The sequence below is a fragment of the Rhodoferax ferrireducens T118 genome (genome assembly GCF_000013605.1).
Classification (GTDB): domain Bacteria; phylum Pseudomonadota; class Gammaproteobacteria; order Burkholderiales; family Burkholderiaceae_C; genus Rhodoferax; species Rhodoferax ferrireducens.
Window position 1 is genome coordinate 3,242,127 of the sequence record NC_007908.1, and the last position, 24,515, is coordinate 3,266,641.

Annotated in this window: 28 protein-coding genes; all 28 read left to right on the forward strand. The window is 60.1% G+C overall.

The genetic code is table 11. The features are described from left to right. Nucleotides 1-9: 9 nt before the first annotated feature. The 28 genes from RFER_RS14820 (at nucleotide 10) to tatC (ending at nucleotide 24,509) form a co-directional block, all read left to right on the forward strand. On the forward strand, nucleotides 10-462 hold the full coding sequence (locus RFER_RS14820) for a glycine zipper 2TM domain-containing protein (protein ID WP_011465208.1): 453 nt from the start codon (nucleotides 10-12) through the stop codon (nucleotides 460-462). A gap of 149 nt (nucleotides 463-611) precedes the next feature. Then, nucleotides 612-1,316: an REP-associated tyrosine transposase gene (locus RFER_RS14825; RefSeq protein WP_011465209.1), complete on the forward strand. Its 705-nt coding sequence runs from the start codon at nucleotides 612-614 to the stop codon at nucleotides 1,314-1,316. Between the two features lie 171 nt (nucleotides 1,317-1,487). After that, nucleotides 1,488-6,221 (forward strand): glutamate synthase-related protein, encoded by a 4,734-nt coding sequence (locus tag RFER_RS14830; protein ID WP_011465210.1) that lies wholly within the window; start codon nucleotides 1,488-1,490, stop codon nucleotides 6,219-6,221. An 11-nt stretch (nucleotides 6,222-6,232) separates the two neighbouring features. After that, nucleotides 6,233-7,699 carry a glutamate synthase subunit beta gene (locus RFER_RS14835; protein WP_011465211.1) on the forward strand — a complete coding sequence of 489 codons (1,467 nt, stop codon included), beginning with the start codon at nucleotides 6,233-6,235 and terminating at the stop codon, nucleotides 7,697-7,699. A gap of 119 nt (nucleotides 7,700-7,818) precedes the next feature. Beyond that, nucleotides 7,819-8,634 carry an ABC transporter ATP-binding protein gene (locus RFER_RS14840; RefSeq protein ID WP_011465212.1) on the forward strand — a complete coding sequence of 272 codons (816 nt, stop codon included), beginning with the start codon at nucleotides 7,819-7,821 and terminating at the stop codon, nucleotides 8,632-8,634. Beyond that, nucleotides 8,631-9,413 carry a lipid asymmetry maintenance ABC transporter permease subunit MlaE gene (gene mlaE / locus RFER_RS14845; RefSeq protein ID WP_011465213.1) on the forward strand — a complete coding sequence of 261 codons (783 nt, stop codon included), beginning with the start codon at nucleotides 8,631-8,633 and terminating at the stop codon, nucleotides 9,411-9,413. The genes RFER_RS14840 and mlaE overlap by 4 nt, the downstream gene beginning before the upstream one ends. Before the next feature lie 27 nt (nucleotides 9,414-9,440). After that, nucleotides 9,441-9,929, forward strand: coding sequence for an outer membrane lipid asymmetry maintenance protein MlaD (mlaD, locus tag RFER_RS14850; RefSeq protein ID WP_011465214.1), 489 nt, complete (start codon nucleotides 9,441-9,443; stop codon nucleotides 9,927-9,929). Between the two features lie 14 nt (nucleotides 9,930-9,943). Beyond that, nucleotides 9,944-10,777 (forward strand): MlaA family lipoprotein, encoded by an 834-nt coding sequence (locus RFER_RS14855; RefSeq protein ID WP_011465215.1) that lies wholly within the window; start codon nucleotides 9,944-9,946, stop codon nucleotides 10,775-10,777. Then, entirely contained in the window at nucleotides 10,774-11,412 is a 639-nt protein-coding gene (locus RFER_RS14860) for an MlaC/ttg2D family ABC transporter substrate-binding protein (RefSeq protein ID WP_041790813.1), read from the forward strand. The genes RFER_RS14855 and RFER_RS14860 overlap by 4 nt, the downstream gene beginning before the upstream one ends. A gap of 2 nt (nucleotides 11,413-11,414) precedes the next feature. Next, on the forward strand, nucleotides 11,415-11,711 hold the full coding sequence (locus RFER_RS14865) for an STAS domain-containing protein (RefSeq protein WP_041792464.1): 297 nt from the start codon (nucleotides 11,415-11,417) through the stop codon (nucleotides 11,709-11,711). Nucleotides 11,712-11,720: 9 nt separating this feature from the next. Next, the gene (locus RFER_RS14870) at nucleotides 11,721-12,698 is read left to right on the forward strand and encodes an ABC transporter ATP-binding protein (RefSeq protein ID WP_011465218.1); all 978 of its coding nucleotides are present in this window, start codon (nucleotides 11,721-11,723) and stop codon (nucleotides 12,696-12,698) included. Further along, on the forward strand, nucleotides 12,695-13,450 hold the full coding sequence (locus RFER_RS14875; protein ID WP_011465219.1) for an ABC transporter permease: 756 nt from the start codon (nucleotides 12,695-12,697) through the stop codon (nucleotides 13,448-13,450). The genes RFER_RS14870 and RFER_RS14875 overlap by 4 nt, the downstream gene beginning before the upstream one ends. Before the next feature lie 25 nt (nucleotides 13,451-13,475). Continuing rightward, on the forward strand, nucleotides 13,476-13,718 hold the full coding sequence (locus RFER_RS14880; RefSeq protein ID WP_011465220.1) for a BolA family protein: 243 nt from the start codon (nucleotides 13,476-13,478) through the stop codon (nucleotides 13,716-13,718). A gap of 60 nt (nucleotides 13,719-13,778) precedes the next feature. Beyond that, nucleotides 13,779-15,044 carry a UDP-N-acetylglucosamine 1-carboxyvinyltransferase gene (gene murA / locus RFER_RS14885; protein WP_011465221.1) on the forward strand — a complete coding sequence of 422 codons (1,266 nt, stop codon included), beginning with the start codon at nucleotides 13,779-13,781 and terminating at the stop codon, nucleotides 15,042-15,044. A gap of 9 nt (nucleotides 15,045-15,053) precedes the next feature. Then, nucleotides 15,054-15,692, forward strand: coding sequence for an ATP phosphoribosyltransferase (hisG, locus tag RFER_RS14890; RefSeq protein ID WP_011465222.1), 639 nt, complete (start codon nucleotides 15,054-15,056; stop codon nucleotides 15,690-15,692). 18 nt (nucleotides 15,693-15,710) lie between these two features. Further along, on the forward strand, nucleotides 15,711-17,054 hold the full coding sequence (gene hisD, locus RFER_RS14895) for a histidinol dehydrogenase (RefSeq protein WP_011465223.1): 1,344 nt from the start codon (nucleotides 15,711-15,713) through the stop codon (nucleotides 17,052-17,054). Then, on the forward strand, nucleotides 17,051-18,160 hold the full coding sequence (hisC, locus tag RFER_RS14900) for a histidinol-phosphate transaminase (RefSeq protein ID WP_011465224.1): 1,110 nt from the start codon (nucleotides 17,051-17,053) through the stop codon (nucleotides 18,158-18,160). Before hisD ends, hisC begins: the two co-directional genes overlap by 4 nt. A 34-nt stretch (nucleotides 18,161-18,194) precedes the next feature. Beyond that, nucleotides 18,195-18,809, forward strand: coding sequence for an imidazoleglycerol-phosphate dehydratase HisB (gene hisB / locus RFER_RS14905; protein ID WP_011465225.1), 615 nt, complete (start codon nucleotides 18,195-18,197; stop codon nucleotides 18,807-18,809). Nucleotides 18,810-18,860: 51 nt separating this feature from the next. Beyond that, on the forward strand, nucleotides 18,861-19,544 hold the full coding sequence (gene hisH, locus RFER_RS14910) for an imidazole glycerol phosphate synthase subunit HisH (protein ID WP_011465226.1): 684 nt from the start codon (nucleotides 18,861-18,863) through the stop codon (nucleotides 19,542-19,544). Nucleotides 19,545-19,688: 144 nt separating this feature from the next. Further along, complete coding sequence (gene hisA / locus RFER_RS14915) at nucleotides 19,689-20,429, forward strand: 1-(5-phosphoribosyl)-5-[(5-phosphoribosylamino)methylideneamino]imidazole-4-carboxamide isomerase (protein ID WP_011465227.1); 741 nt, start codon at nucleotides 19,689-19,691, stop codon at nucleotides 20,427-20,429. Nucleotides 20,430-20,444: 15 nt separating this feature from the next. Beyond that, entirely contained in the window at nucleotides 20,445-21,245 is an 801-nt protein-coding gene (gene hisF / locus RFER_RS14920; RefSeq protein ID WP_011465228.1) for an imidazole glycerol phosphate synthase subunit HisF, read from the forward strand. A gap of 84 nt (nucleotides 21,246-21,329) precedes the next feature. Next, nucleotides 21,330-21,719 carry a phosphoribosyl-AMP cyclohydrolase gene (hisI, locus tag RFER_RS14925; RefSeq protein WP_011465229.1) on the forward strand — a complete coding sequence of 130 codons (390 nt, stop codon included), beginning with the start codon at nucleotides 21,330-21,332 and terminating at the stop codon, nucleotides 21,717-21,719. A gap of 6 nt (nucleotides 21,720-21,725) precedes the next feature. Further along, a complete protein-coding gene (locus RFER_RS14930) occupies nucleotides 21,726-22,118 on the forward strand; it encodes a phosphoribosyl-ATP diphosphatase (protein WP_011465230.1) in 393 nt (130 codons plus the stop codon). Then, entirely contained in the window at nucleotides 22,115-22,531 is a 417-nt protein-coding gene (locus tag RFER_RS14935) for a DUF4870 family protein (RefSeq protein ID WP_011465231.1), read from the forward strand. Before RFER_RS14930 ends, RFER_RS14935 begins: the two co-directional genes overlap by 4 nt. Beyond that, nucleotides 22,531-22,902 (forward strand): histidine triad nucleotide-binding protein, encoded by a 372-nt coding sequence (locus tag RFER_RS14940; protein WP_011465232.1) that lies wholly within the window; start codon nucleotides 22,531-22,533, stop codon nucleotides 22,900-22,902. Before RFER_RS14935 ends, RFER_RS14940 begins: the two co-directional genes overlap by 1 nt. 68 nt (nucleotides 22,903-22,970) lie before the next feature. Then, nucleotides 22,971-23,210, forward strand: a complete 240-nt coding sequence (gene tatA, locus RFER_RS14945; protein WP_011465233.1) for a Sec-independent protein translocase subunit TatA — start codon at nucleotides 22,971-22,973, stop codon at nucleotides 23,208-23,210. Between the two features lie 43 nt (nucleotides 23,211-23,253). Next, on the forward strand, nucleotides 23,254-23,718 hold the full coding sequence (gene tatB / locus RFER_RS14950) for a Sec-independent protein translocase protein TatB (RefSeq protein ID WP_011465234.1): 465 nt from the start codon (nucleotides 23,254-23,256) through the stop codon (nucleotides 23,716-23,718). After that, the gene (gene tatC, locus RFER_RS14955) at nucleotides 23,718-24,509 is read left to right on the forward strand and encodes a twin-arginine translocase subunit TatC (RefSeq protein WP_011465235.1); all 792 of its coding nucleotides are present in this window, start codon (nucleotides 23,718-23,720) and stop codon (nucleotides 24,507-24,509) included. Before tatB ends, tatC begins: the two co-directional genes overlap by 1 nt. Nucleotides 24,510-24,515 lie beyond the last annotated feature (6 nt).

Genomic DNA, 24,515 nt, shown 5'->3' on the forward strand with positions numbered 1-24,515 from the left:
GGGTAAGGAATGAAAGTTTTGTTGACCGTGAGTCTGCTTGTTCTGCTGGGGGGCTGTGCCACCAGCAGCCCGGATGTCATCCAGCGCGGTGATGCCCAGCGCATGTCCGAAGTGATAGATGCCACTGTATTGAGCGTTCGCCCGGTCACGGTCGATGGCAGTCAGTCTGGCGCGGGGGCAGTGGCGGGCGGCGTGGTCGGCGGCATTGCCGGCTCCAGTGTGGGCGGGCGGCGTGAAAATGCCGTGGTGGGCGTCTTGGGAGCCGTGGTCGGCGCGGTGGCGGGCAATGCGATCGAGCGCATGGGCACGCAGGAAGAAGCGGTCGAAATCCTGGTGCAACTCAGGAATGGCAGCCGCCGTGCCATCGTGCAAGCCAAGGGCAACCAGACCTTGCTGCCCGGTGATGCGGTCGTTCTGGTCACCACCGGTGGCAAGGTGCGCGTCACCCGGGCACTGAGATGACAACAACCAGATTGGCCGGACCTTGCGAAAATTTACAAGCCTTTTTGCCATCCAGCCCCCGTCGAATATAGGTAGGTAGCTATGCCTTTTATAGCGTCTCGACGATGCGGCCGCGGCTAACCTGACTTAACGCTTCCATCTGGAGAACCATGGCCCGCCTGCCCCGCCTTACCCTGCCCGGCTATCCGCATCACATCATCCAGCGTGGCAACAACCGGCAGGCGATTTTTGCGACAAAGGCGGACTATCAGACCATGCTCGACCTGCTGGCGGAAAACGCCAGGAAGTTCGACGTTGCCATTCATGCCTATGTGTTGATGAGCAACCACTTCCATCTGCTGGCCACACCACACACCGCGGACGGCCTGCCGCAGATGATGCAAGCGGTGGGTCGGCGTTATGTGCGCTATTTCAACGACAGCCAAAAGCGCAGCGGCACCCTGTGGGAAGGTCGCTACAAATCCACCCTGATCCAGACCGAGCGCTATTTGCTGGCCTGCATGGTCTACATCGACCTCAATCCGGTGCGCGCCGGGCTGGTGGGGCAAGCGGGTGACTATCCGTGGTCAAGCTACGGCCACTACACCGGCCTGCGCAGTGACAAGCTGATCACCCCGCACCCGCTGGTGTGGGAGCTGGGCAACACGCCGTTTGCGCGCGAAGCCGCCTATGCGGAGTTGGTGCAAGGCGGCCTCAACCCAGTGCAACAAGCGGCGTTAACTGACAGCGTTTTGCGCGGCTGGGCGTTGGGTGAACCCGATTTTGTCGCCGAGTTACAAAAAAGAACGCAGCGCCGGCTTGCCAAGATCAGCGCGGGGCGACCGGTTTCCATTCAAAAAAATACACAAAATTAGGCCATATCCCTCGTGGATACTTCATATATTGCTATTATTTTAATGTGTCCCCAATTATTTTATATGCAATAAATTCAATGAATAATTGGAATCTGACCCCAATTATTGTGCTTGGAACTTTTGTTGCGCTGCGGTATTCTTCACCATTCCCACAATTTTTAGGAGCGCGCCATGACAAGGGCTGCCGAGATCAAGCATCTCCAGGAACACGGTTTGTACTCATCCACCCAGGAGCACGATGCGTGTGGTGTGGGTTTTGTGGCGCACATCAAAGGCGTCAAGTCGCATGACATCGTTCAAAACGCCTTGAAGATTCTGGAGAACCTGGACCATCGGGGTGCCGTCGGCGCCGACAAGCTGATGGGCGACGGTGCGGGCATCTTGATTCAGTTGCCCGACGCGCTGTACCGCGAAGAAATGGCCGCACAGGGCGTCACCCTGCCCCCGTTTGGCGAGTACGGCGTGGGCATGATCTTTTTGCCCAAGGAGCACGCCAGCCGGCTCGCCTGCGAGGAGGAGTTGGAGCGCGCCATCAAGGCCGAGGGACAGGTGTTGCTGGGCTGGCGCGATGTGCCGGTGAACCGCGACATGCCGATGTCGCCCACCGTGCGTCTGAAAGAGCCGGTTCTCAAACAACTGTTTATTGGCCGCGGCAACGATGTGATCGTGCAGGACGCGCTGGAGCGCAAGCTGTACGTGATCCGCAAGACCGCCAGCGCCGCCATCCAGAACCTGCAGCTCAAGCACAGCAAAGAGTATTACGTGCCCAGCATGTCGACCCGTACCGTGATTTACAAAGGCTTGTTGCTGGCCGATCAGGTGAGCACCTACTATCTGGATCTGCAGGATGAGCGCTGCGTCTCGGCGCTGGGCCTGGTGCATCAGCGCTTTTCCACCAACACCTTCCCCGAGTGGCCGCTGGCACACCCGTACCGCTATGTGGCGCACAACGGCGAGATCAACACCGTCAAGGGCAACTACAACTGGATGAAGGCGCGCGAAGGCGTGATGTCCTCCCCCGTGCTGGGGGCCGATCTGCAAAAGCTGTACCCGATCAGCTTCCCCGACCAGTCCGACACCGCCACCTTTGACAACTGTCTGGAACTGCTGACCATGGCCGGCTACCCGCTGGCACAGGCCGTGATGATGATGATCCCGGAGCCGTGGGAACAACACGCCACCATGGAGGCGCGTCGCAAGGCGTTTTATGAGTACCACGCCGCCATGATGGAGCCGTGGGACGGCCCGGCCAGCATCGTGTTCACCGACGGCCGCCAGATTGGCGCCACGCTCGACCGCAACGGCCTGCGCCCTTCGCGCTACTGCATCACCGATGACGATCTGGTCATCATGGCATCCGAGTCCGGCGTGTTGCCCGTTCCGGAAAACAAAATCGTGCGCAAATGGCGGCTGCAGCCCGGCAAGATGTTCCTGATCGACCTGGAACAGGGCCGCATGATCGACGACGACGAGCTCAAGGCCAATCTGGTCAACAGCAAGCCGTATCAGCAATGGATCGAGAACCTGCGCATTCGCCTCGATGATGTGGAGGGTGGCAGCGAGCCCGCCTCGGCGTCTGAAGTGGCGGTCAGTCTGCTCGACCGCCAGCAGGCCTTTGGTTTCACGCAGGAAGACATCAAGTTTCTGATCGCCCCCATGGCCACCGCCGGTGAAGAAGCCATCGGCTCCATGGGCAACGACAGCCCGCTGGCCGTCCTGAGCGACAAAAACAAGCCGCTCTACAACTACTTCAAGCAGTTGTTTGCCCAGGTGACCAACCCGCCCATCGACCCGATTCGCGAAGCGATTGTGATGAGTCTGGTGTCCTTTGTCGGCCCCAAGCCAAACCTGCTCGACATCAACCAGGTCAACCCGCCGATGCGCCTCGAAGTCAGCCAGCCGGTGCTGGACTTTGCTGACATGGCCAAGCTGCGCGACATCGAAAAATACACGCGCGGCAAGTTCCGCAGCCACACGCTCGACATCACCTACCCACTGGCCTGGGGCCACGAGGGCGTGGAAGCGCAATTGGCGTCCCTCTGCGCCGAAGCGGTGGACGCGATCAAGGGTGGAAACAACATCCTGATCATCAGCGACCGCGGCATCAGCGCGACGCAGGTCGCCATACCCGCTCTGCTGGCGCTGTCCGCCGTTCACCAACACCTGGTGCGCGCCGGCTTGCGCACCACCGCCGGTCTGGTGGTCGAGACCGGCACCGCACGTGAAGTGCATCACTTTGGTGTACTCGCCGGCTATGGCGCCGAAGCGGTGCACCCGTACCTGGCGATGGAAACGCTGGCCGATATCTGCAAGGATCTGCCGGGTGAACTCAGCGCCGAAAAAGCCATCTACAACTACGTCAAGGCGGTCGGCAAGGGACTCTCCAAGATCATGTCCAAGATGGGCGTGAGCACCTACATGAGCTACTGCGGCGCGCAGTTGTTCGAGGCCATTGGCTTGTCCACCGATGTGGTGGCCAAGTACTTCACGGGCACCCCGAGCCGGGTCGAGGGCATCACCGTGTTCGACATTGCTGAAGAGGTCATCCGCATGCACAAGGCGGCTTTTGGCTTGGATCCGGTGCTGGCCAGCATGCTCGATGCCGGTGGCGAATACGCCTGGCGCACCCGCGGTGAAGACCACATGTGGACGCCCGACGCGATTGCCAAACTGCAGCACAGCACACGCGCCAACAGCTGGCACACGTACAAGGAATACGCGCAGATCGTCAACGACCAGAGCAAACGCCACATGACGCTGCGCGGCTTGTTTGAATTCAAGATTGACCCCGCCAAAGCCATTCCGGTGGAGCAAGTGGAGTCAGCCGCGGAGATTGTCAAACGCTTTGCCACCGGCGCCATGTCGCTCGGCTCGATTTCAACCGAAGCACACGCCACGCTGTCGGTGGCCATGAACCGCCTGGGCGGCAAGAGCAATACCGGCGAGGGCGGCGAGGACCCGGCGCGTTACCGCAACGAACTCAAAGGCATCCCGATCAAACTCGGCGACACACTCAAAAGCGTGATTGGTGCCGATGTCGTGGAAGTCGATCTGCCTTTGCAGGACGGTGACTCGTTACGTTCACGCATCAAGCAGGTGGCCTCCGGTCGCTTTGGCGTCACCGCTGAGTACCTCACCAGCGCAGACCAGATCCAGATCAAGATGGCGCAAGGTGCCAAGCCGGGTGAAGGCGGTCAATTGCCGGGCGGCAAGGTGTCGGACTACATCGGTCGCCTGCGCCACTCGATACCCGGCGTGCCGCTGATTTCGCCGCCGCCGCACCATGATATTTACTCGATCGAGGATCTGGCGCAACTGATTCACGACCTGAAAAACGTGGCGCCGCACGCCAGCATCAGCGTCAAGCTGGTGAGTGAGATTGGCGTCGGCACCATCGCGGCTGGCGTTGCCAAGTGCAAGGCCGACCATGTGGTGATCGCAGGCCATGATGGCGGCACCGGTGCCTCGCCCTGGTCGTCCATCAAACACGCGGGCAGCCCCTGGGAAATCGGTCTGGCTGAAACCCAGCAAACCCTGGTGCTCAACCGCTTGCGTTCGCGCATCCGGGTGCAGACCGATGGCCAGATCAAAACCGGGCGCGACGTGGCGATTGGTGCCCTGCTGGGCGCTGACGAATTTGGCTTTGCCACCGCCCCGCTGGTGGTCGAAGGCTGCATCATGATGCGCAAATGCCACCTCAACACCTGCCCGGTCGGCGTCGCCACGCAAGACCCGGCGCTGCGTCAAAAATTCTCCGGCAAGCCCGAGCATGTGGTGAATTATTTCTTTTTCGTTGCGGAAGAAGTGCGCCACATCATGGCCCAGTTGGGCATCGCCAGGTTTGACGACCTGATTGGTCGCTCTGACCTGCTCGACATGCGCCAAGGCATCGAACACTGGAAAGCCAGCGGCCTGGACTTCGGCCGTTTGTTTGCGCAACCCAATGCCCCGGCCGAGGTACCGCGCTACCAGACCGAAACGCAAGACCATGGCCTGGCCAAATCGCTGGACAACATCCTGATCGCCAAGAGCCGCGCCGCCATCGACAAGGGCGAGAAAGTGCATTTCATGGAAATGGCGCGCAACGTCAATCGCTCCGTCGGCGCCATGCTCTCCGGCGCGGTGACGCAAGTCCACCCTGAAGGCTTGCCCGACAACACCATCCGCATCCAGTTGGAGGGCACCGGCGGCCAGTCCTTTGGTGCATTCCTGGCGCGCGGCATCACGCTTTATCTGATTGGGGACGCCAACGACTACACCGGCAAAGGACTCAGTGGCGGGCGGGTCGTGGTACGCCCCAGCATCGACTTCCGGGGTGACGCGGTCAAGAACACCATCGTCGGCAACACGGTGATGTATGGCGCCACCAGTGGCGAAGCCTATTTCAGCGGTGTCGCTGGCGAGCGCTTTGCGGTGCGTCTGTCGGGCGCGACGACGGTGGTGGAAGGCACCGGTGACCATGGCTGCGAGTACATGACTGGCGGCACCGTGGCCGTGCTGGGTATCACCGGACGCAATTTTGCAGCCGGCATGAGCGGCGGCATCGCTTACGTTTATGACGAGGACGGCAAGTTCGCCAAGCGCTGCAACACCGCCATGGTGTCGCTGACCAAGGTGTTGACAGCCGAGGAGCAGCGCGAGGCGATCGAGGTCAGCTTGTGGCACCGCGGCCAAAGCGATGAGGCGCAGCTGAAGAAACTGCTGGAAGAGCACAACCGCTGGACCGGCAGCAAGCGCGCCCGCGAATTGCTGGACAACTGGGAGCTTGCCCGGCTCAAGTTCGTCAAGGTATTCCCCAATGAATACAAACGCGCGCTCGCCACAATTCATGCACAAAAAGAGGCTCTGGCCCTCACCAGTCGTGCTCAGGCAGCTACTAAAAAAGAAGTAGTTCCCGCTAAATAAGGACAAGAATCATGGGAAAAGTAACGGGTTTCATGGAGTTTGAACGCATCGAGGAGGGCTACAAGCCAGTGCCTGAGCGCTTGAAGAATTACAAAGAGTTTGTGCTCGGCCTGGATGACAAGCAGGCCAACAAGCAGGCGGCGCGCTGCATGGACTGCGGCACGCCGTTTTGCAGCAGCGGCTGCCCGGTCAACAACATCATTCCGGATTTCAACGACCTGGTGTACCGGGGCGACTGGAAAAATGCGATTGAAGTGCTGCACAGCACCAACAACTTCCCCGAGTTCACCGGCCGCATCTGCCCGGCGCCGTGCGAGGCGGCTTGTGTGCTCAACGTGAACGACAGTGCCGTGGGCATCAAGTCGATTGAACACGCCATCATCGACCGCGCCTGGTCTGAGGGCTGGGTCACCGCGCGCCCGGCCCAACACAAAACCGGAAAAACAGTGGCGGTGGTGGGCTCCGGCCCGGCCGGCATGGCGGCAGCGCAGCAGCTGGCGCGGGTCGGCCACGACGTCACCCTGTTCGAGAAAAACGACCGCGTCGGCGGCTTGCTGCGTTATGGCATTCCTGATTTCAAGATGGAAAAGTCGCACATCGACCGCCGTGTGGAACAGCTGCAACAAGAGGGCGTGACGATTCGCACCGGAGTCCTGGTCGGCGCCATGCCCAAGGGCTCCAAGGTCACCAACTGGGCCAAAGAAACAATTTCTCCCGCTCAGTTGCAACAAGACTTTGACGCCGTGTTGCTGACCGGCGGCGCCGAGCAGTCGCGTGACCTGCCCGTGCCGGGGCGCGATCTGGATGGCATTTATTTCGCCATGGAGTTTTTGCCCCAGCAAAACAAGGTCAACGCCGGTGACAAGCTGAAGGGCCAGTTGCGTGCCACGGACAAACACGTCATCGTGATTGGCGGCGGCGACACCGGCTCTGACTGCGTCGGCACCAGCAACCGCCATGGCGCGGCCAGCGTCACCCAATTTGAGGTGATGCCGCAACCCCCGGCGGAGGAAAACCGGCCGCTGACCTGGCCCAATTGGCCCATGAAACTGCGCACCAGTTCCAGCCACGAGGAGGGTTGCACCCGTGAGTTCGCCGTTTCCACCAAGGAATTCATCGGTGAAAAAGGCAAACTCACAGGCATCAAGACCGTCCATGTTGCGTTCAAGGACGGCCAGATGGTAGAGATTGCCGGTACCGAGAAAACCTACCAGGCCGATTTGGTGTTGCTGGCCATGGGTTTTGTCCATCCGGTCGCCACGGTGCTGGAGGCTTTTGGCGTCGCCAAGGACGCACGCGGCAACGCCAAGGCGACCACCGAGTTCAGCGGCGGCTACGCCACCAATGTGGCCAAGGTGTTTGCGGCGGGCGACATGCGCCGCGGCCAGAGTCTGGTGGTGTGGGCGATTCGCGAAGGTCGCCAGGCAGCGCGAGCGGTGGACGAATTCCTGATGGGATTCAGCAATCTGCCACGCTGAGATCGTCCACCTGGGATTCCAGGCCGGGCTTGGGGCGGGCGGGCGCAGGCCCGAGTCCGTGTAATCCCTTATGATGCAGGGGCCGGGCAAGACCCGGCCTTGTTTTTTCAACACCCCAAATGGCCCCCAATCCCGAATCCCTTGTTGAACTGCGAAATCTCACCTTTGGCTACGGTGAGCAGGTGGTTTTGGACAATATTTCCATGTCGGTACCGCGTGGCAAGGTCACGGCGCTCATGGGCGCATCGGGGGGCGGAAAAACCACCATCCTGCGCCTGATCGGTGGTCAAAACCGGGCCAAGTCGGGTGAGATGCTGTTCGACGGGCAGGATGTCACGCCGATGAACCAGGCCCAGCTCTACGCGGCGCGCCGACGCATGGGCATGTTGTTTCAGTTTGGCGCCCTGTTCGCCGATTTGTCGGTGTTTGAGAACGTGGCGTTTCCCTTGCGCGAACACACCAACCTCTCAGACCCTCTGATTCGCCACATTGTCCTGATGAAACTCAATGCAGTCGGCTTGCGCGGCGCGCGCGACCTGATGCCCAGCGATCTGTCGGGCGGCATGGCGCGGCGCGTTGCGCTGGCACGCGCCATTGCACTGGACCCGGAACTGGTGATGTACGACGAGCCGTTTTCCGGCCTGGACCCCATTTCACTCGCCATTGCGGCGCGTTTGATCCGCCAGCTCAATGACTCCATGGGCCTGACCAGCGTTTTCGTCTCGCACGAGCTGGAGCAGACCTTCGCCATTTCGGACCACGTCATCATTCTGGCCAACGGCAAAATCGCCGCTCAGGGCACGCCCGAGCAAGTGCGCCAGAGCACCGATCCGCTGGTCTACCAGTATGTGAATGCCTTATCAGACGGCCCGGTGCGCTTCCATTACCCCGGTCCGTCGATTGAAGAAGATTTCAGTGCAGGAGCAACGCCATGAGTTGGTACAAACCCGCTGATATCGGCTTTGCCGCGCGCGGTCAACTGGCCAACTTGGGCCTGGGCGCGCGCCTGTTCATTCGCCTGCTGACCACCTTGGGGCCGAGCTTCAAACGCTTCGGCCTGATCCGCGACCAGATTCACTTTCTGGGCAACTACTCGCTGGCCATCATCGCGGTGTCGGGCTTGTTTGTCGGTTTTGTATTTGGCTTGCAGGGCTACTACACGCTGCAGCGCTACGGCTCATCCTCCGCCCTGGGCCTGCTGGTGACCCTCACGCTGGTGCGCGAACTGGGTCCGGTGGTGACCGCCTTGTTGTTTGCCGGCAGGGCCGGTACCTCGCTCACCGCGGAGATCGGGCTGATGAAAGCGGGCGAACAAATCAGCGTCATGGAGATGATGGCGGTGGACCCGGTACAGCGCATTCTGGCACCGCGCTTCTGGGCCGGTGTGATCACCATGCCCTTGCTGGCCGCCGTGTTTAGCGCCATGGGCATCATTGGTGGTTGGGTGGTGGGCGTGCTGATGATTGGGGTCGATGGTGGTTCATTCTGGAGCCAGATACAGGAGGGTGTCGATGTCTGGCAAGACCTGGGCAACGGCATTGTCAAAAGCATTGTGTTTGGTTTTACCGTGACTTTTATCGCGCTGCTGCAGGGTTTTGAGGCGCAACCCACCCCCGAAGGCGTCGCCAGCGCCACCACGCGCACCGTGGTCGTGGCATCGCTGGCCGTGCTGGGACTTGATTTCATTCTGACCGCCATGATGTTTACGGTGTGAAGACCGAACAAATCGAAGAGAAAAAATATGCAACGCTCGAAAAATGATGTCTGGGTTGGCCTGTTTGTGCTGATCGGGGCGGCGGCCATTCTGTTCCTGGCCTTGCAGGCAGCCAATTTGTTGACCCTGAGTTTTGAAAAAACCTACCAGGTGAGCGCCAAATTTGACAACATTGGCGGACTCAAGCCCAAAGCAGCAATCCGCAGTGCGGGCGTGGTGGTCGGCCGGGTAGAAAAAATAGTGTTTGATGACAAATCATTTCAGGCCCGCGTGACCCTGGCACTGGAAAAGCAGTATGTATTCCCCAAGGACAGTTCCCTTAAAATTCTCACCAGCGGCTTGCTCGGTGAGCAATATTTGGGGCTGGAGCCCGGTGCCGATGAGAAAACGCTGGCCGCTGGTGACACCATCTCCAGCACGCAGTCGGCGGTGGTGCTGGAAAATCTGATCAGTCAATTTTTGTTCAGCAAGGCTGCCGATAGCAGCACGCCTGCTGCCGATGGGGTCAAAAAATGACCGGGAGTGGCCAAATGCGTCAAAGGGTTCTTGATCTGCCGCGCCATACGCCATGGGCAGGCCTTGTTTTGCTTTTGATGGCCCTCACTGGCTGCGCCAGTGGGCCCGATGCCAATCCGCACGATCCGCTGGAGCCTTTTAATCGCGGGGTTTACCAGTTCAATGATGCAGTCGATGTCGCGGTCATCAAGCCGGTGGCCACAACCTATCAGGACGTCTTGCCCGCACCGGTACGCCGGGGTGTCCGCAACTTCTTTGCCAACTTGCAGGATGCCTGGTCGGGTGTGAACAATACCTTGCAGTTCAAGGGCGAGCCAGCGGCCAATAGTTTCATGCGTTTTGGCGTCAATACCTTCCTCGGTCTGGGCGGCATTCTGGATGTGGCGTCCGAGATGAGGATTGAACGTCACACCAAGGATTTTGGGCATACCCTGGGCTATTGGGGTGTCGCGCCCGGCCCTTACCTGGTACTGCCCTTGCTGGGACCGTCCACGCTGCGTGACACGGCGGCGCTGCCCGTCGATGCACAAGGCGACTTGGTCTCGGGCATCGAGCACATTCCAACCCGCAACAGCGTCATTTTGCTGCGCCTGGTGGACACACGGGCCTCCTTGCTGGGAGCCTCCAGCATGCTGGAAGCCGTGGCGCTGGACAAATACACTTTTACCCGCGACGCCTATCTTCAACGTCGTCGCAGCAGCATTTACGATGGCAACCCGCCCGATGATGGCGAGGTTGAAAAGTCTCCTGTGAAGCAGGATCTTTCGAAGGCCCGCGAGCGCACCCGGGCCTGGGTTCAAACTTTAAAAGAGTCCGGCCCGTCCGGCGACGAGAAAGCCAAACCATGAAACGTCGTTTATTCAGTCATCTTTTTGCGGCGCTTGTTGTGGGCGCCATGGGTGTACTGGCGATGCCAGTACACGCGGCGGATGAAGCAGCCGATGCTTTCATCAAACGTTTGTCCACCGAGGTTCTCAACAGCATCAAGGCCGACAAATCAGTTCAAAGCGGCGACGTTTCCCGGATCGTTGCCTTGGTGGACACCCTGGTGATGCCCAACGTTGATTTCAAACGCATGACGGCCTCGGCGGTGGGGCCCAAGTGGCGCCAGGCCACGCCCGAACAGCAACAGCGCTTGCAGGAAGAGTTCAAGATTTTGCTGGTGCGCACCTATGCCGGTGCCTTGACCCAGGTCAACGACGTGACCTTCAGCGTCAAACCCATGCACTCGGGCGCTGACGATAAAGAAGTGGTCGTACGCACTGAAATCAAGGGTCGGGGCGACCCGGTTCAACTCGACTACCGACTGGAAAGGACGCCTGGCGAAGGTGCAGGCTGGAAAATTTATAACCTGAATGTACTGGGTGTGTGGCTGGTCGACACCTACCGCAGCCAGTTTGCGCAGGAAATCAATGCCAAAGGCATTGACGGCCTGATTGCCACCCTGGTGGAACGCAACAAGACCAACGCCAAGAAGGGATGACCATGCTGGTCTTGCCGCAAGAATTGACCCAGCGCCAGGCCACCGTGTGCCTGCGGGCTCTGGTGCAAGACCTGGCTTCGCTCCCGGGCCCAGAGGCGGTTGTGGATGCCAGCCCTTTGAACCGATTTGACTCGTCGGCGCTGGCCGTGTTGCTTGAATTCCGGCGCGCTGCATTGGCTCAAGGCAAGCGCTTCTCGACGCAGGGTCTCCCCAAACGGCTCGCTGATCTGGCAGCGCTGTATGGTGTGGTCGAGTTGCTGGCGGCCACGCCGCCCACAGCGCCGGCCCCGGTAAACTAGCGGTCTGTCATGCCCGCCATCTCCTTTCAGTCAGTCTCCAAAGCCTATCCTTCTCCCCGCGGACCCCAAGGCAGCACTTTTCTGGCGCTCGACCGCGTCAGCCTGGATGTCGAAGAGGGCGAATTTTTTGGCCTGCTGGGGCCTAACGGCGCGGGCAAGACCACGCTGATCAGCATTCTGGCCGGTCTGACCCGCGCTAATTCAGGCACCGTGACGGTGCTGGGGCACGATGTGCAACTGGATTACGCGCAAGCGCGGCGCAAACTGGGCGTGGTGCCGCAAGAACTGGTGTTTGATCCGTTTTTCAACGTGCGCGAGGCGCTGCGCTTCCAGTCGGGTTACTTTGGCATCCGCCGCAACGATGCCTGGATTGATGAGTTGCTGGAGAGTCTGGGCCTGACCGACAAAGCCAACGCCAATATGCGGCAACTCTCGGGTGGTATGAAGCGGCGCGTGCTGGTGGCGCAAGCCCTGGTGCACAAACCGCCGGTGATCGTGCTCGACGAGCCGACCGCAGGCGTGGATGTGGAACTGCGCCAGACCCTGTGGCAATTCATCAGCAAACTCAACAAGCTCGGCCACACCGTGCTGTTGACCACGCATTATCTGGAAGAAGCCGAAGCCTTGTGCGGCCGCATCGCCATGCTCAAATCTGGCCGGGTGGTGGCGCTGGACAGTACCAGTGCCTTGCTCAAGTCAGGCACCAGCAACCTGCTGCGCTTCAAGATTGACGGCGAGCTACCCCAGACGCTGGCAGCCCAAGCCCGCGTGACCGGACGCGTGGTGCAGTTCCCCGCGCAGGACGCACAGGCCATTGAGCAATACCTGGCGGCGGTCCGTGAAGCCGGCTTGACCGCGCTGGACGTGGAAATCCGGCGCGCCGATCTGGAAGATGTGTTTCTCTCGGTGATGGCGGCGAATGGCGACGAGGCAAGCAGCCCTGGCGCAGTCGCCAGCCTCCAGGCCAAGGGGGCACTGGCAACATGACCGGATGGAAGATGCTTTTCTACAAGGAAGTGCTGCGCTTCTGGCGCGTGGCGTTTCAGACCGTGGCCGGGCCGGTATTGACCGCCATGCTCTACTTGTTGATCTTTGGCCACGCGCTGGAGTCGCACGTCAAGGTCTACGACACCATCAAATACACCGCTTTTCTGGTGCCCGGTCTGGCCATGATGAGTGTGCTGCAAAACGCATTTGCCAACAGTTCGTCGTCCTTGATCATGAGCAAAATGATGGGCAACCTGGTGTTTTTGCTGCTCACACCGCTGTCCTACATGAACTGGTTTGTGGCCTACGTCGGCGCGGCCGTCGTGCGGGGCTTGGTCGTCGGTGTGGGTGTGTTTGCCGTATCGGCCTTTTTCACGGACATCTATTTTGTATCGCCGGGGTGGCTACTCACCTTTGCCGTGCTGGGCGCCGCGCTGATGGGCACGCTGGGGCTGATAGCCGGTTTGTGGGCCGACAAATTTGATCAGCTGGCGGCCTTTCAGAACTTTGTGGTCATGCCCATGACCTTTTTGAGCGGCGTCTTTTATTCCGTTCATTCATTGCCACCGTTCTGGCAGACCGTGAGCAACCTCAATCCATTTTTCTACATGATTGATGGCTTTCGTTACGGCTGTTTTGGTGTCAGCGATGTGTCGCCATGGCTGAGCCTGGGGGTGGTCGGCGTTGCGCTGGCCGTGGTGAGCACGGTGGCTGTCACGCTGCTGCGCACCGGCTACAAACTTCGTTCCTGACTTTTTTAATTTTTGAGGTGTTGACATGACTGCAGACGAGATCAAGAACATCATTGCCGCCAACCTGCTCTGCGAGCACATCGAACTCACGGGCGACGGCCAGCATTGGTACACCACCATCGTGTCGCCCGAATTTGAAGGCCTGCGCGCCATCAAACGCCACCAGCGGGTCTACGCCACCTTGGGTGAAAAAATACACAGCAACGAGGTGCACGCTTTGTCGATCAAGGCGTTCACGCCAGCCGAATGGGCGGCATCACCTCAATGAGGGCCAACCCCCGGCGTGGCAGCACCAGCGCGCGCCTCCTAATTTTTATGAACTGATCCGATGGACAAATTACTGATTCGCGGTGGCCGCTCACTGAAGGGCGAAGTGCTGATTTCGGGCGCCAAAAACGCCACCCTGCCCGAGTTGTGCGCCTGCCTGCTGACTAGCGCACCTGTGACGCTGACCAACGTGCCACGATTGCAGGACGTGGCCACCATGCTCAAGCTGATTCGCAACATGGGCGTGGCGGCCGAGCGCAGCGATGACGGCAGGGTGACAGTCGATGCCAGCGCCCTGAGCTCACCCGAGGCGCCCTATGAACTGGTCAAGACCATGCGCGCTTCGGTGCTGGCACTGGGCCCGCTCCTGACCCGTTTTGGCGAGGCGACCGTCTCCCTGCCGGGCGGTTGTGCCATTGGCTCGCGTCCGGTGGACCAGCACATCAAGGGCTTGACGGCCATGGGCGCCGAGATTGTGGTGGAACACGGTTACATGATCGCCAAATTACCAAAGGGCTGGACGCGCCTGAAAGGTGCGCGCATTGCCACGGACATGGTGACGGTCACCGGAACCGAAAACTTTCTGATGGCAGCCACCCTGGCCGAGGGTGTCACCATCCTGGAAAACGCAGCGCAGGAACCAGAAATTACGGACTTGGCCGAGATGCTGATCAAGATGGGGGCCAACATTGAAGGCCATGGCAGCAGTCGCATCCGCATTCAAGGCGTCGAGTCGCTGCATGGCTGCACCCATCAGGTCGTGGCGGATCGCATTGAGACGGGCACTTTCATGTGCGCCGTGGCGGCAACCGGCGGCGACGTGTTACTCAAACATGGCCGCATTGATCATCTGGAGGCTGTGGTCGAAAAGCTGCGCGATGCGGGCGCTACCGTCGCCCGGGTCGAAGGCGGCATTCGAGTCCAGTCGCAGGGCCGGCTCAAGAGCCAGAGCTTTCGCACCACCGAGTACCCGGGCTTTCCCACCGACATGCAGGCGCAGTTCATGGCGCTGAACTGCATCTCGCACGGCACGGCAGTGGTCACCGAGACCATTTTTGAGAACCGGTTCATGCACGTGAACGAGATGGTTCGCCTGGGCGCCAATATCCAGATCGACAGCAAGGTAGCGGTGGTGGAAGGGGTTGAAAAACTCTCCGGCGCCACCGTCATGGCAACCGACCTGCGCGCCTCTGCCAGCCTGGTCATCGCGGGCCTGGTCGCCGACGGTGAAACGGTGGTGGAGCGCATCTACCACCTGGACCGAGGCTACGATCAGATGGAGGCCAAGCTGCGTGGCCTGGGCGCTGATATTGAGCGAATCAAATAAAAAAACACCATGATCACACTCGCACTCTCCAAAGGCCGCATCTTCGAAGAAACCTTGCCGCTGCTGCGCGCCGCCGGCATTGAGGTCCTGGAAGACCCCGAAAAATCGCGCAAGCTCATCCTGACCACCAACCAGCCCAACGTGCGTGTGCTGGTGGTACGCGCCTCCGATGTGCCGACCTACGTGCAATACGGCGGCGCCGATCTGGGCATCACCGGCAAAGACACGCTGCTGGAGCATGGCAGCGACGGTTTGTACCAGCCGCTGGATTTGCAGATTGCCAAGTGCCGCATCAGTGTGGCTGTGCGCGCCGATTTCGACTACGCCTCGGCGGTCAAACAAGGCTCACGCCTGCGGGTGGCGACCAAATATGTGGCCATCTCGCGCGAATTTTTTGCGGCCAAAGGCGTCCATGTCGACCTGATCAAGCTCTACGGCAGCATGGAGTTGGCGCCGCTGGTGGGCTTGTCGGACGCGATTGTGGATCTGGTCTCCACCGGCAACACGCTCAAGGCCAATCATCTGGTGGAAGTCGAGCACATCATGGACATCAGCTCGCGGCTGGTGGTGAATCAGGCGGCGCTCAAACTCAAGCAGGCCCCGATTCGCAAGATCATCGACGCTTTTGCATCCGCCATTAGCCAGTAATTTAGGGGTGAAATTGCCATGCCCATTACAGCTACTGCTGTCCGTCTATCAACCGCCAGCAGCACATTTGAGGCTGATTTCAAAGCGCGACTGCATTGGTCGGCGGCGGCCGATGCCGCCATCGAGCAGCGCGTGGCCGACATCCTGTTGGACGTGCAGCATCGCGGCGACGCGGCGGTGCTGGAGTACACCCAGCGCTTTGACGCCTTGAATGCCGTCACCCTGGCGGAGCTGGAGCTGACGCAGGCCGAGCTGAAAGCCGCCTTCGAGGCCATTCCCGCTGTTCAGCGCGAAGCCCTGCAAGCCGCCGCCGCGCGCGTGCGCAGCTACCACGAAGCGCAAAAAAAGGCCTGTGGCGAGAGCTGGAGCTACGTTGACGCCGACGGCACGCTGCTGGGCCAAAAGGTCACGCCGCTGGACCGCGTCGGCATCTATGTGCCCGGCGGCAAGGCGGCCTATCCATCGAGCGTGTTGATGAACGCCATCCCGGCCCACGTGGCGGGCGTGGGCGAGATCATCATGGTGGTGCCCACGCCCAAAGGTGAAAAGAACGCGCTGGTGCTGGCCGCGGCCTATGTGGCCGGCGTGACCCGTGCCTTTACGGTCGGTGGCGCCCAAGCCGTGGCGGCGCTGGCCTATGGCACACAAACAATCCCCAAGGTCGACAAAATCACCGGCCCCGGCAACGCCTACGTGGCGGCCGCCAAACGGCGTGTCTTTGGCACCGTCGGCATCGACATGATTGCCGGCCCGAGCGAAATTTTGGTGTTGGCTGACGGCAGCACGCCACCCGACTGGGTGGCGATGGATTTGTTCAGCCAGGCCGAGCACGATGAGTTGGCGCAAAGCATTTTGCTGTGTCCCGACCTGGCTTATATCGAGTTGGTGCAACAGAGCATCAACCGTCTGCTGCCTGACATGCCAAGGCGCGAGATCATCGCCAAGTCACTCAATGGCCGTGGCGCCTTGATTCATACCCGCGACATGGACGAAGCCTGCGCGATCAGCAACGCCATAGCGCCCGAGCATCTGGAAGTGTCAAGCCGTGACCCGCAGCGCTGGGAGCCGCTGCTCAAGCACGCCGGCGCCATTTTTCTGGGCGCCTACACCAGCGAATCTTTGGGCGACTACTGCGCCGGACCGAACCACGTGCTGCCCACCAGCGGCACAGCGCGTTTTTCATCACCACTGGGTGTCTATGACTTTCAAAAGCGCAGCAGCCTGATCGAGGTCAGCGAAGCCGGTGCCCAAACACTGGGACTGATTGCGGCTGAACTGGCCTATGGCGAAGGGCTGCAGGCACATGCCCGTGCGGCGGAGCTACGGCTCGCCACTGTGCCGCCCATGCGAATGAACCCATGAGCGCATTGGACGCGGGTAGACGACCAGTGATCCGCCCCGACGTGCAGTCCATGCACGCCTATGCCATCCAGGATTCAACCGGCATGGTCAAGCTCGATGCCATGGAGAACCCGCATCGCCTGCCGCCCGCCCTGCAACAAGCGCTGGGGCAACGGCTGGGCGCATTGGCACTCAACCGCTACCCGGATGCGCGGGTGAATAATTTACGCCAGGCACTGGCCCACTATGCCACGATGCCCGAGGGCTTTGACTTGATGCTGGGCAACGGCTCCGACGAGCTCATCAGCCTGCTGGCGCTGGCCTGCGCCGTGCCGGCCAGCAGCGCCAACGGTTTCAAAAAGGCCAGTGTGCTGGCCCCGGTGCCGGGCTTTGTGATGTACGCCCTGAGCGCGCAGTTGCAGGGACTGGACTTTCACGGTGTGGCACTGACCGAAGATTTCGAGCTGGACGAAGGCGCCATGCTGGCAGCCATCAAGGAACACCAACCCACCCTCACCTATCTGGCCTACCCCAACAACCCCACGGCCAATTTGTGGAATGACGCGGTGATCGAGAGCGTCATCGAAGCAGCGGGTGCGCAAGGCGGCCTGGTGGTCATCGACGAAGCCTACCAGCCGTTTTCCAGCAAAAGCTACATCGACCGGCTGGCGCGGCATCACCACGTGCTGCTGCTGCGAACGCTCTCCAAATTTGGGCTGGCCGGTATCCGCCTGGGTTACCTGATGGGCCGGCGCGAGTTGATCGCCGAGATCGACAAGGTGCGCCCGCCCTACAACGTGAGCGTTTTGAATTGCGAGTGCGCCCTGTTTGCGCTCGAACACCAGGAAGTATTTGCAGCGCAAGCCCTTGATCTGCGGGCCCAACGTGCTCTTCTTTTTGAAGAGTTGGCCAAGTTGCCCGGCGTGCACGCCTACCCCAGCGAGGCCAACATGTTGCTGGTGCGCGTACCTGACGCGCAAAAGACCTTTGAAGGCATGCGATTGCGCAAGGTGCTGGTCAAGAATGTCTCCACCCTGCACCCCTTGCTGGCCAACTGCCTGCGTTTGACGGTGGGAACAAAGGATGAAAACCAGCAGATGCTGGCGGCGCTGCGAAACTGCCTCTGAACGCGCCACAACTTTCACGTTAACATTCACGCTTATGTCCACGCCCATCGCTCTTGTGCCCGCGCGCACCGCCGAAGTCACTCGCAACACTGCCGAGACCCGCATCACCGTCAAGGTCAACCTCGACGGCAGCGGTCAATCGCATCTATCGACCGGCATCGGTTTTTTTGACCACATGCTCGACCAGATCGCGCGCCACGGCCTGATCGACCTCGACATCCAGGCCACCGGGGACCTGCACATCGACGGCCACCACACGGTCGAAGACGTGGGCATCACGCTCGGGCAAGCGGTCCATCAGGCTGTTGGCGACAAAAAAGGCATACGCCGTTACGGCCATGCTTATGTGCCGCTGGACGAGGCCTTGAGTCGCGTGGTGATCGATTTTTCCGGCCGTCCCGGCTTGGTGATGGACGTGCCGTTCAAGAGCGGCATGATCGGCACTTTCGATGCCCAACTGGCGCATGAGTTTTTTCAGGGCTTTGTCAACCACGCGTTTGTGACGCTGCACATTGACAACCTGAAGGGCGAGAACGCGCACCACCAGGCCGAGACCGTGTTCAAGGCCTTCGCCCGCGCCCTGCGCGCCGCGCTGGAGTTCGATCCGCGCGCCTTGGGGCAAATTCCCTCGACCAAAGGCACATTGTAGTTTTACAAGCCAAATAGGCCTCTAGCCCCCGTCCCTATTGCGTAAGCAGCTATGAATTCAGTAGTTACAAGTGTGTCTGGCAAGACCGTGGCGGTGGTCGACTACGGCATGGGCAATTTGCGTTCGGTGTCCCAAGCGGTGCAAGCAGCGGCGGCTGGCACCGGGTTTCAGGTGATCATCACCGCCCACCCCGATGAAGTGCGCGCAGCCGAACGCGTCGTGTTACCCGGCCAGGGCGCCATGCCCGACTGCATGCGTGAGCTGCGTGAATCGGGTTTGCAAGCCTCGGTGCTGGAAGCTGCCGCCCATAAGCCCCTGTTTGGCGTCTGCGTCGGCATGCAAATGCTGCTTGACCACAGCGCCGAGGGCGACACACCTGGCTTGGGCTTGATCCACGGCGAGGTGCTCAAATTTGAATTAGCCGACCGGTTACAGCCCGATGGCAGCCGTTACAAGGTGCCGCAAATGGGCTGGAACCAGGTCTGGCGCAACAACCACGGTGGCCCGCCGCACCCGGTGTGGGGCGACGTGCCGGACGGCAGCTACTTCTACTTTGTACACAGTTACTACGCCCAACCGTCAGATGCGCGCCACAGCGTGGGCGAGACCGACTATGGGCAACGCTTCAGTTCAGCCATTGCGCGCGATAATATTTTTGCCACCCAATTTCATCCTGAAAAAAGCGCCGAGCACGGTCTAGCCCTCTACCGCAATTTCCTTCACTGGAACCCTTGATTCCATTACTACTTCAATGCGATACGCCGTTGCACCGCCTTGCCGCGCCAAAGCGCTGTCGACGGCGATGCGCCTAGTCTCGCATCGAATTAGCGATGGAATTAGCGTTTTCACAGCCCTTTTCCTCCACCCACTCGAAGCATCATGCTTTTAATCCCTGCAATTGACTTAAAAGACGGCCACTGTGTACGCCTCAAACAAGGCGACATGGATCAATCCACCACTTTCAGCGAAGAGCCATTCGTCATGGCACGCAACTGGGTCGATAAAGGCGCCCGCCGCCTGCATCTGGTTGATTTGAATGGTGCTTTTGCCGGGCATCCCAAGAACGAGCTGGCGATTCGGAAAATTCTGAAAGACGTGGGCAGCGAGGTGGATGTGCAGTTGGGCGGCGGCATTCGCGACCTTGACACCATCGAGCGTTATCTGGATGCCGGCCTGCGCTATGTGATCATCGGCACGGCCGCGGTCAAAAATCCTGGCTTTTTGCAGGACGCCTGCACCGCCTTTGGCGGCCACATCATCGTTGGCCTGGATGCGCGCGACGGCAAGATCGCCACCGACGGCTGGAGCAAACTGACCCGCCACGACGTGGTGGACCTGGCCAAGAAGTTTGAAGACTACGGCGTCGAATCCATCATCTACACCGACATCAGCCGCGACGGCATGCTCAGCGGCATCAACATTGAGGCCACCGTTCGTCTGGCACAGGCGCTGACCATTCCGGTGATTGCCTCCGGCGGTCTGTCTGGCATGGCCGACATTGAAGCGCTGTGTGCGGTCGAAAACGAAGGTATTGAGGGTGTGATCTGCGGCCGTGCCATTTACAGCGGCGACCTCGATTTTGAAGCCGCGCAGGAGCGGGCCAATGAGCTCAACGGCTAAACGGCGGACTACATAGTGCTCGCCAAACGCATCATCCCCTGCCTCGATGTCACCGGCGGCCGAGTCGTCAAAGGTGTCAATTTTGTCGAGCTGCGCGACGCCGGCGACCCGGTGGAAATCGCGGCGCGCTACAACGATCAAGGCGCTGATGAACTGACGTTCCTGGACATCACCGCCACCAGTGACGGGCGCGACCTGATTCTGCACATCATTGAGGCGGTCGCCAGCCAGGTGTTCATTCCCTTGACGGTGGGTGGTGGCGTGCGCACGGTGGACGATGTGCGCCGCCTGCTCAACGCCGGGGCCGACAAGACCAGCTTCAACTCAGCGGCCATAGCGAACCCGCAGGTGATCCGGGACGCCTCGCGCAAGTACGGCGCCCAGTGCATCGTGGTGGCCATCGACGCCAAGCGCCGCCTGGCAACCGATGTCGGTCGACTCGATGCCAACGGTCAGGCAGTGGGTGAGGGTTGGGACGTTTACAGCCACGGTGGGCGCAAGAACACCGGTCTGGACGCCGTGATCTGGGCACGCCTGATGGCCGAGCTCGGTGCCGGTGAAATTTTGCTCACCAGCATGGACCGCGACGGCACCAAGGCTGGTTTTGACCTGGCCCTGACACGCGCCGTGAGCGACGCGGTCAGCGTGCCGGTGATTGCCTCGGGCGGTGTCGGCACGCTGGACCATCTGGCCGACGGCATCCAGATCGGGGGGGCTGACGCGGTGCTGGCCGCCAGCATCTTCCATTACGGCGAGTTCACCGTGGCGCAAGCCAAGGCGCACATGGCCGCGCGCGGCATACCGGTCAGAATATAAAGACATTTTGGCCTTTAGCCCCCGTCAGCGCTGCGTGAGCAGCTATTCATTTAATAGTAAAAATCACTCTCGGACAAGGCCCTCATGAACTGGCTCGATGAACTCAAATGGGACTCGCAAGGCCTGATGCCGGCGATTGCGCAAGAACAAGGCAGCAACGACGTGCTGATGCTGGCCTGGATGAACCGCGAGGCCCTGCAAAAAACGGCTGAGCTGGGCCGGGCCGTGTACTTCAGCCGCTCGCGCAATAAACTGTGGTTCAAGGGCGAAGAGTCCGGCCACGTGCAAATAGTGCATGAAATTCGCATCGACTGCGACCAGGACGTGATTTTGCTCAAGGTCACGCAGACCGGCCACACACCCGGCATTGCCTGCCACACCGGGCGCCACAGTTGTTTCTACCGGGTGTATGAAAATGGCGAGTGGAAAGTTACCGATCCGGTCTTGAAAGACCCGCAAACCATCTACAAATAGGCGTTCATGACAGCCAACACTTCAACTTCTGACACCTTGGCCCATCTGGCACGGGTCATCGAGAGCCGGCTGCCGCAAAACGGCGGTGACCCGGACACCAGTTATGTCGCACGCCTGCTGCACAAAGGGCCTAATGCGTTCCTGAAAAAAATCGGCGAGGAAGCGACCGAGGTCGTGATGGCCGCCAAAGACGCGGATAACGGCGGCGACAAGACAAAAGTCGTCTACGAAGTGGCTGATCTGTGGTTTCACTGCATGATTGCGCTGGCGCACTATGGCCTGAGCCCGGCCGATGTGGTGGTTGAGCTGGACCGGCGCGCGGGAACCAGCGGCATCGAAGAGAAAGCCATGCGCAAGGTGACCGCGCGTGAAGACGAACAACCCGGAGCCGCGCAATGACCCAGGACTATTCCAACCCCGACAACAACCCTGATCTGGACCGCGCCAAGCTGCTGGAGCTGCAATCGCTCAACACCATCGGAACCATCAGCTACATCCTGCACCTGATCGTGGCCATTGGCGCCCTGATTCCGGGCGGCCAGTTTGGCCCGGTGCTGCTGATCGTCGCCCTGGTGATTGACCTGGTGAAGCGCTCGGACGCCGAGGGCACCTGGCACGCCTCGCACTTCTCCTGGCGCATCCGCACCGTCATCATTGCCGCCTTGCTTTATCTGGTGACAGCACCCTTGTGGCTGCTCTTTTATATACCCGGCTGGATCGCCTGGCTGGTCATTTCAGCCTGGTTTCTGTACCGCATCGTCACCGGCATGGTGCGCATGAACAAGGGCTTACCCATGGAGTTCCCCGCATGATGAATGACATCGTTGACAGTGACCCCAACTGCCTGTTCTGCAACATTGTGGCGGGCAAGATTCCATCCAAAGTGGTGTATCAGGACGATGAAATCTTTGTCTTCGATGACATCCATCCGTGGGCGCCGGTGCACTTTTTGATGATCCCCAAGCGGCACATTCCGTCCATGGCACATGTCGGATCCGAACAGGCAGCGCTGCTCGGGCACATGCTGGCGCTGGCGCCCCAACTGGCCTTGCAGCAAGGCTGTAATCCTTACCCACAGGGGGGGTTTCGCATCCTCTGCAACACTGGCGACGAGGGGCGCCAGGAGGTGCGACACCTGCATATCCACGTGATGGGCGGCGCGCGCCCATGGCTCAAGGGTTAATATTCAAAGCATTTCGCGCAGGCCGTACTTCGCCGACTAAAATTGGCTCAACTCGACAGGAGAAACTCATGGGATTTTCGACAACACATCTGCTTATTTTTTTGGTCATCATCATTGTGATTTTTGGTACCAAAAAGCTCCGCAACATCGGCTCGGATCTGGGCGGCGCGGTCAAGGGTTTCAAAGATGGCATGAAAGAGGGCTCGGACAAAGCCGCCGACGCACCGGCCGCTGCGCCGCAGCAGGTGGCCTCCAGCGCCACCGCGGCCAAAGAAACGATTGATGTCGAAGCCAAGACCAAGGCCTGATGGGCCAGATGTTGGCATTGGCAGGTCGGCAGGACATCTGTAAGTGATTGATATTGGCATCACCAAGCTGGCCATCATCGGTGGCATCGCCCTGATCGTGATTGGCCCGGAAAAGCTGCCGGGTCTGGCCAAGACCATCGGCACCTTGCTGGGACGGGCGCGGCGCTATGTGGCCGACGTCAAGGACGAAGTCAACCGGTCCATGGATCTCGACGAGCTCAAGAAAATGAAAGACACGGTTGAAAGCGCGGTGCGTGACGTGGACAACACCATCCAGACCAGTGCTGCCGATTTCGAGAAAAACTGGGCCGACGCCACCGCGCAGGCCGCCGACACACCGTTCAATGATTTTTCTCCCACACCCCCGGCCTACCGGCACCCGAACAAAAAATGGCGGGTCAAGCAGGGCGCCACGCCCAACTGGTACAAAGCCCGCGCCGGCATCCGCACCCGAGCGCTGTCAGGTGCCGCTCGCGTCGCCCGGTTTCGGCCGCATAAAGTTAACTGATGACTGATCCCGTCAACAACACAGATGAACTCGCCGGCACTGAACAACCGTTTGTCGCCCATCTGATTGAGTTGCGCGACCGGCTGTTGCGCTCGGTGTATGGCATTGCCGCGGTATTGGCGGTGCTGCTTTTCTACCCTGGCCCCTCCCATCTTTACGACTTGCTGGCGATGCCGCTGGTCAAGGCGCTGCCTGAAGGCTCGCGCATGATCGCGGTGGGCGTGGTCTCGCCGTTTTTGGTGCCGATCAAGGTGTCGGTGCTGGCGGCCATTGGTTTGTCCCTGCCCTGGATTCTTTATCAGATCTGGGCCTTTGTGGCCCCGGGCCTTTACAAGCACGAGAAGAAGCTTGTGCTGCCGCTGGTGGCGGCAAGCACCGTTCTTTTTTACATGGGTGCGGCGTTCTGCTATTTCTTTGTCTTCGGGCAAGCCTTTCCAGCGATCCAGCGCATGGCACCGATCTCGGTGGCGGTCAGTCCTGACATTGAGGCTTATCTTGACTTCGTCATCACCATGTTCATCGCGTTTGGTGTCGCTTTTGAAGTGCCCATCGTCGTTGTGATTCTGGCCCGGATGGGGATCGTGACGGTGGCGCAGTTGAAGTCATTTCGTACTTACTTTGTCGTCGGTGCGGCAGCGGTGGCCGGTCTCGTCACACCGCCCGATCCAGTCTCCATGGTTGCCTTGCTGCTTCCGATGGTCCTGCTGTATGAAGTCGGCATTTTCTCGGCCAAAGTCTTCATCAAGCACACGGCAGCACCAGACGACGCGGCCGATGCCGCAAACGTCTGATTCCGA

Excerpts from the sequence above, each read along its gene's own strand:
- RFER_RS14865 (WP_041792464.1), top strand. The coding sequence starts at position 11,415 with ATGCTGGTCTTGCCGCAAGAATTGACCCAGCGCCAGGCCACCGTGTGC.
- hisB (WP_011465225.1), top strand. The coding sequence starts at position 18,195 with ATGTCCACGCCCATCGCTCTTGTGCCCGCGCGCACCGCCGAAGTCACT.
- hisG (WP_011465222.1), top strand. The coding sequence starts at position 15,054 with ATGATCACACTCGCACTCTCCAAAGGCCGCATCTTCGAAGAAACCTTG.
- hisA (WP_011465227.1), top strand. The coding sequence starts at position 19,689 with ATGCTTTTAATCCCTGCAATTGACTTAAAAGACGGCCACTGTGTACGC.
- RFER_RS14880 (WP_011465220.1), top strand. The coding sequence starts at position 13,476 with ATGACTGCAGACGAGATCAAGAACATCATTGCCGCCAACCTGCTCTGC.
- RFER_RS14840 (WP_011465212.1), top strand. The coding sequence starts at position 7,819 with ATGGCCCCCAATCCCGAATCCCTTGTTGAACTGCGAAATCTCACCTTT.
- RFER_RS14830 (WP_011465210.1), top strand. The coding sequence starts at position 1,488 with ATGACAAGGGCTGCCGAGATCAAGCATCTCCAGGAACACGGTTTGTAC.
- RFER_RS14820 (WP_011465208.1), top strand. The coding sequence starts at position 10 with ATGAAAGTTTTGTTGACCGTGAGTCTGCTTGTTCTGCTGGGGGGCTGT.
- hisI (WP_011465229.1), top strand. The coding sequence starts at position 21,330 with ATGAACTGGCTCGATGAACTCAAATGGGACTCGCAAGGCCTGATGCCG.
- RFER_RS14835 (WP_011465211.1), top strand. The coding sequence starts at position 6,233 with ATGGGAAAAGTAACGGGTTTCATGGAGTTTGAACGCATCGAGGAGGGC.
- RFER_RS14940 (WP_011465232.1), top strand. The coding sequence starts at position 22,531 with ATGAATGACATCGTTGACAGTGACCCCAACTGCCTGTTCTGCAACATT.
- mlaD (WP_011465214.1), top strand. The coding sequence starts at position 9,441 with ATGCAACGCTCGAAAAATGATGTCTGGGTTGGCCTGTTTGTGCTGATC.
- mlaE (WP_011465213.1), top strand. The coding sequence starts at position 8,631 with ATGAGTTGGTACAAACCCGCTGATATCGGCTTTGCCGCGCGCGGTCAA.
- RFER_RS14870 (WP_011465218.1), top strand. The coding sequence starts at position 11,721 with ATGCCCGCCATCTCCTTTCAGTCAGTCTCCAAAGCCTATCCTTCTCCC.
- hisH (WP_011465226.1), top strand. The coding sequence starts at position 18,861 with ATGAATTCAGTAGTTACAAGTGTGTCTGGCAAGACCGTGGCGGTGGTC.
- RFER_RS14855 (WP_011465215.1), top strand. The coding sequence starts at position 9,944 with ATGCGTCAAAGGGTTCTTGATCTGCCGCGCCATACGCCATGGGCAGGC.
- RFER_RS14875 (WP_011465219.1), top strand. The coding sequence starts at position 12,695 with ATGACCGGATGGAAGATGCTTTTCTACAAGGAAGTGCTGCGCTTCTGG.
- hisC (WP_011465224.1), top strand. The coding sequence starts at position 17,051 with ATGAGCGCATTGGACGCGGGTAGACGACCAGTGATCCGCCCCGACGTG.
- RFER_RS14930 (WP_011465230.1), top strand. The coding sequence starts at position 21,726 with ATGACAGCCAACACTTCAACTTCTGACACCTTGGCCCATCTGGCACGG.
- RFER_RS14935 (WP_011465231.1), top strand. The coding sequence starts at position 22,115 with ATGACCCAGGACTATTCCAACCCCGACAACAACCCTGATCTGGACCGC.
- RFER_RS14860 (WP_041790813.1), top strand. The coding sequence starts at position 10,774 with ATGAAACGTCGTTTATTCAGTCATCTTTTTGCGGCGCTTGTTGTGGGC.
- tatA (WP_011465233.1), top strand. The coding sequence starts at position 22,971 with ATGGGATTTTCGACAACACATCTGCTTATTTTTTTGGTCATCATCATT.
- hisD (WP_011465223.1), top strand. The coding sequence starts at position 15,711 with ATGCCCATTACAGCTACTGCTGTCCGTCTATCAACCGCCAGCAGCACA.
- murA (WP_011465221.1), top strand. The coding sequence starts at position 13,779 with ATGGACAAATTACTGATTCGCGGTGGCCGCTCACTGAAGGGCGAAGTG.
- tatC (WP_011465235.1), top strand. The coding sequence starts at position 23,718 with ATGACTGATCCCGTCAACAACACAGATGAACTCGCCGGCACTGAACAA.
- RFER_RS14825 (WP_011465209.1), top strand. The coding sequence starts at position 612 with ATGGCCCGCCTGCCCCGCCTTACCCTGCCCGGCTATCCGCATCACATC.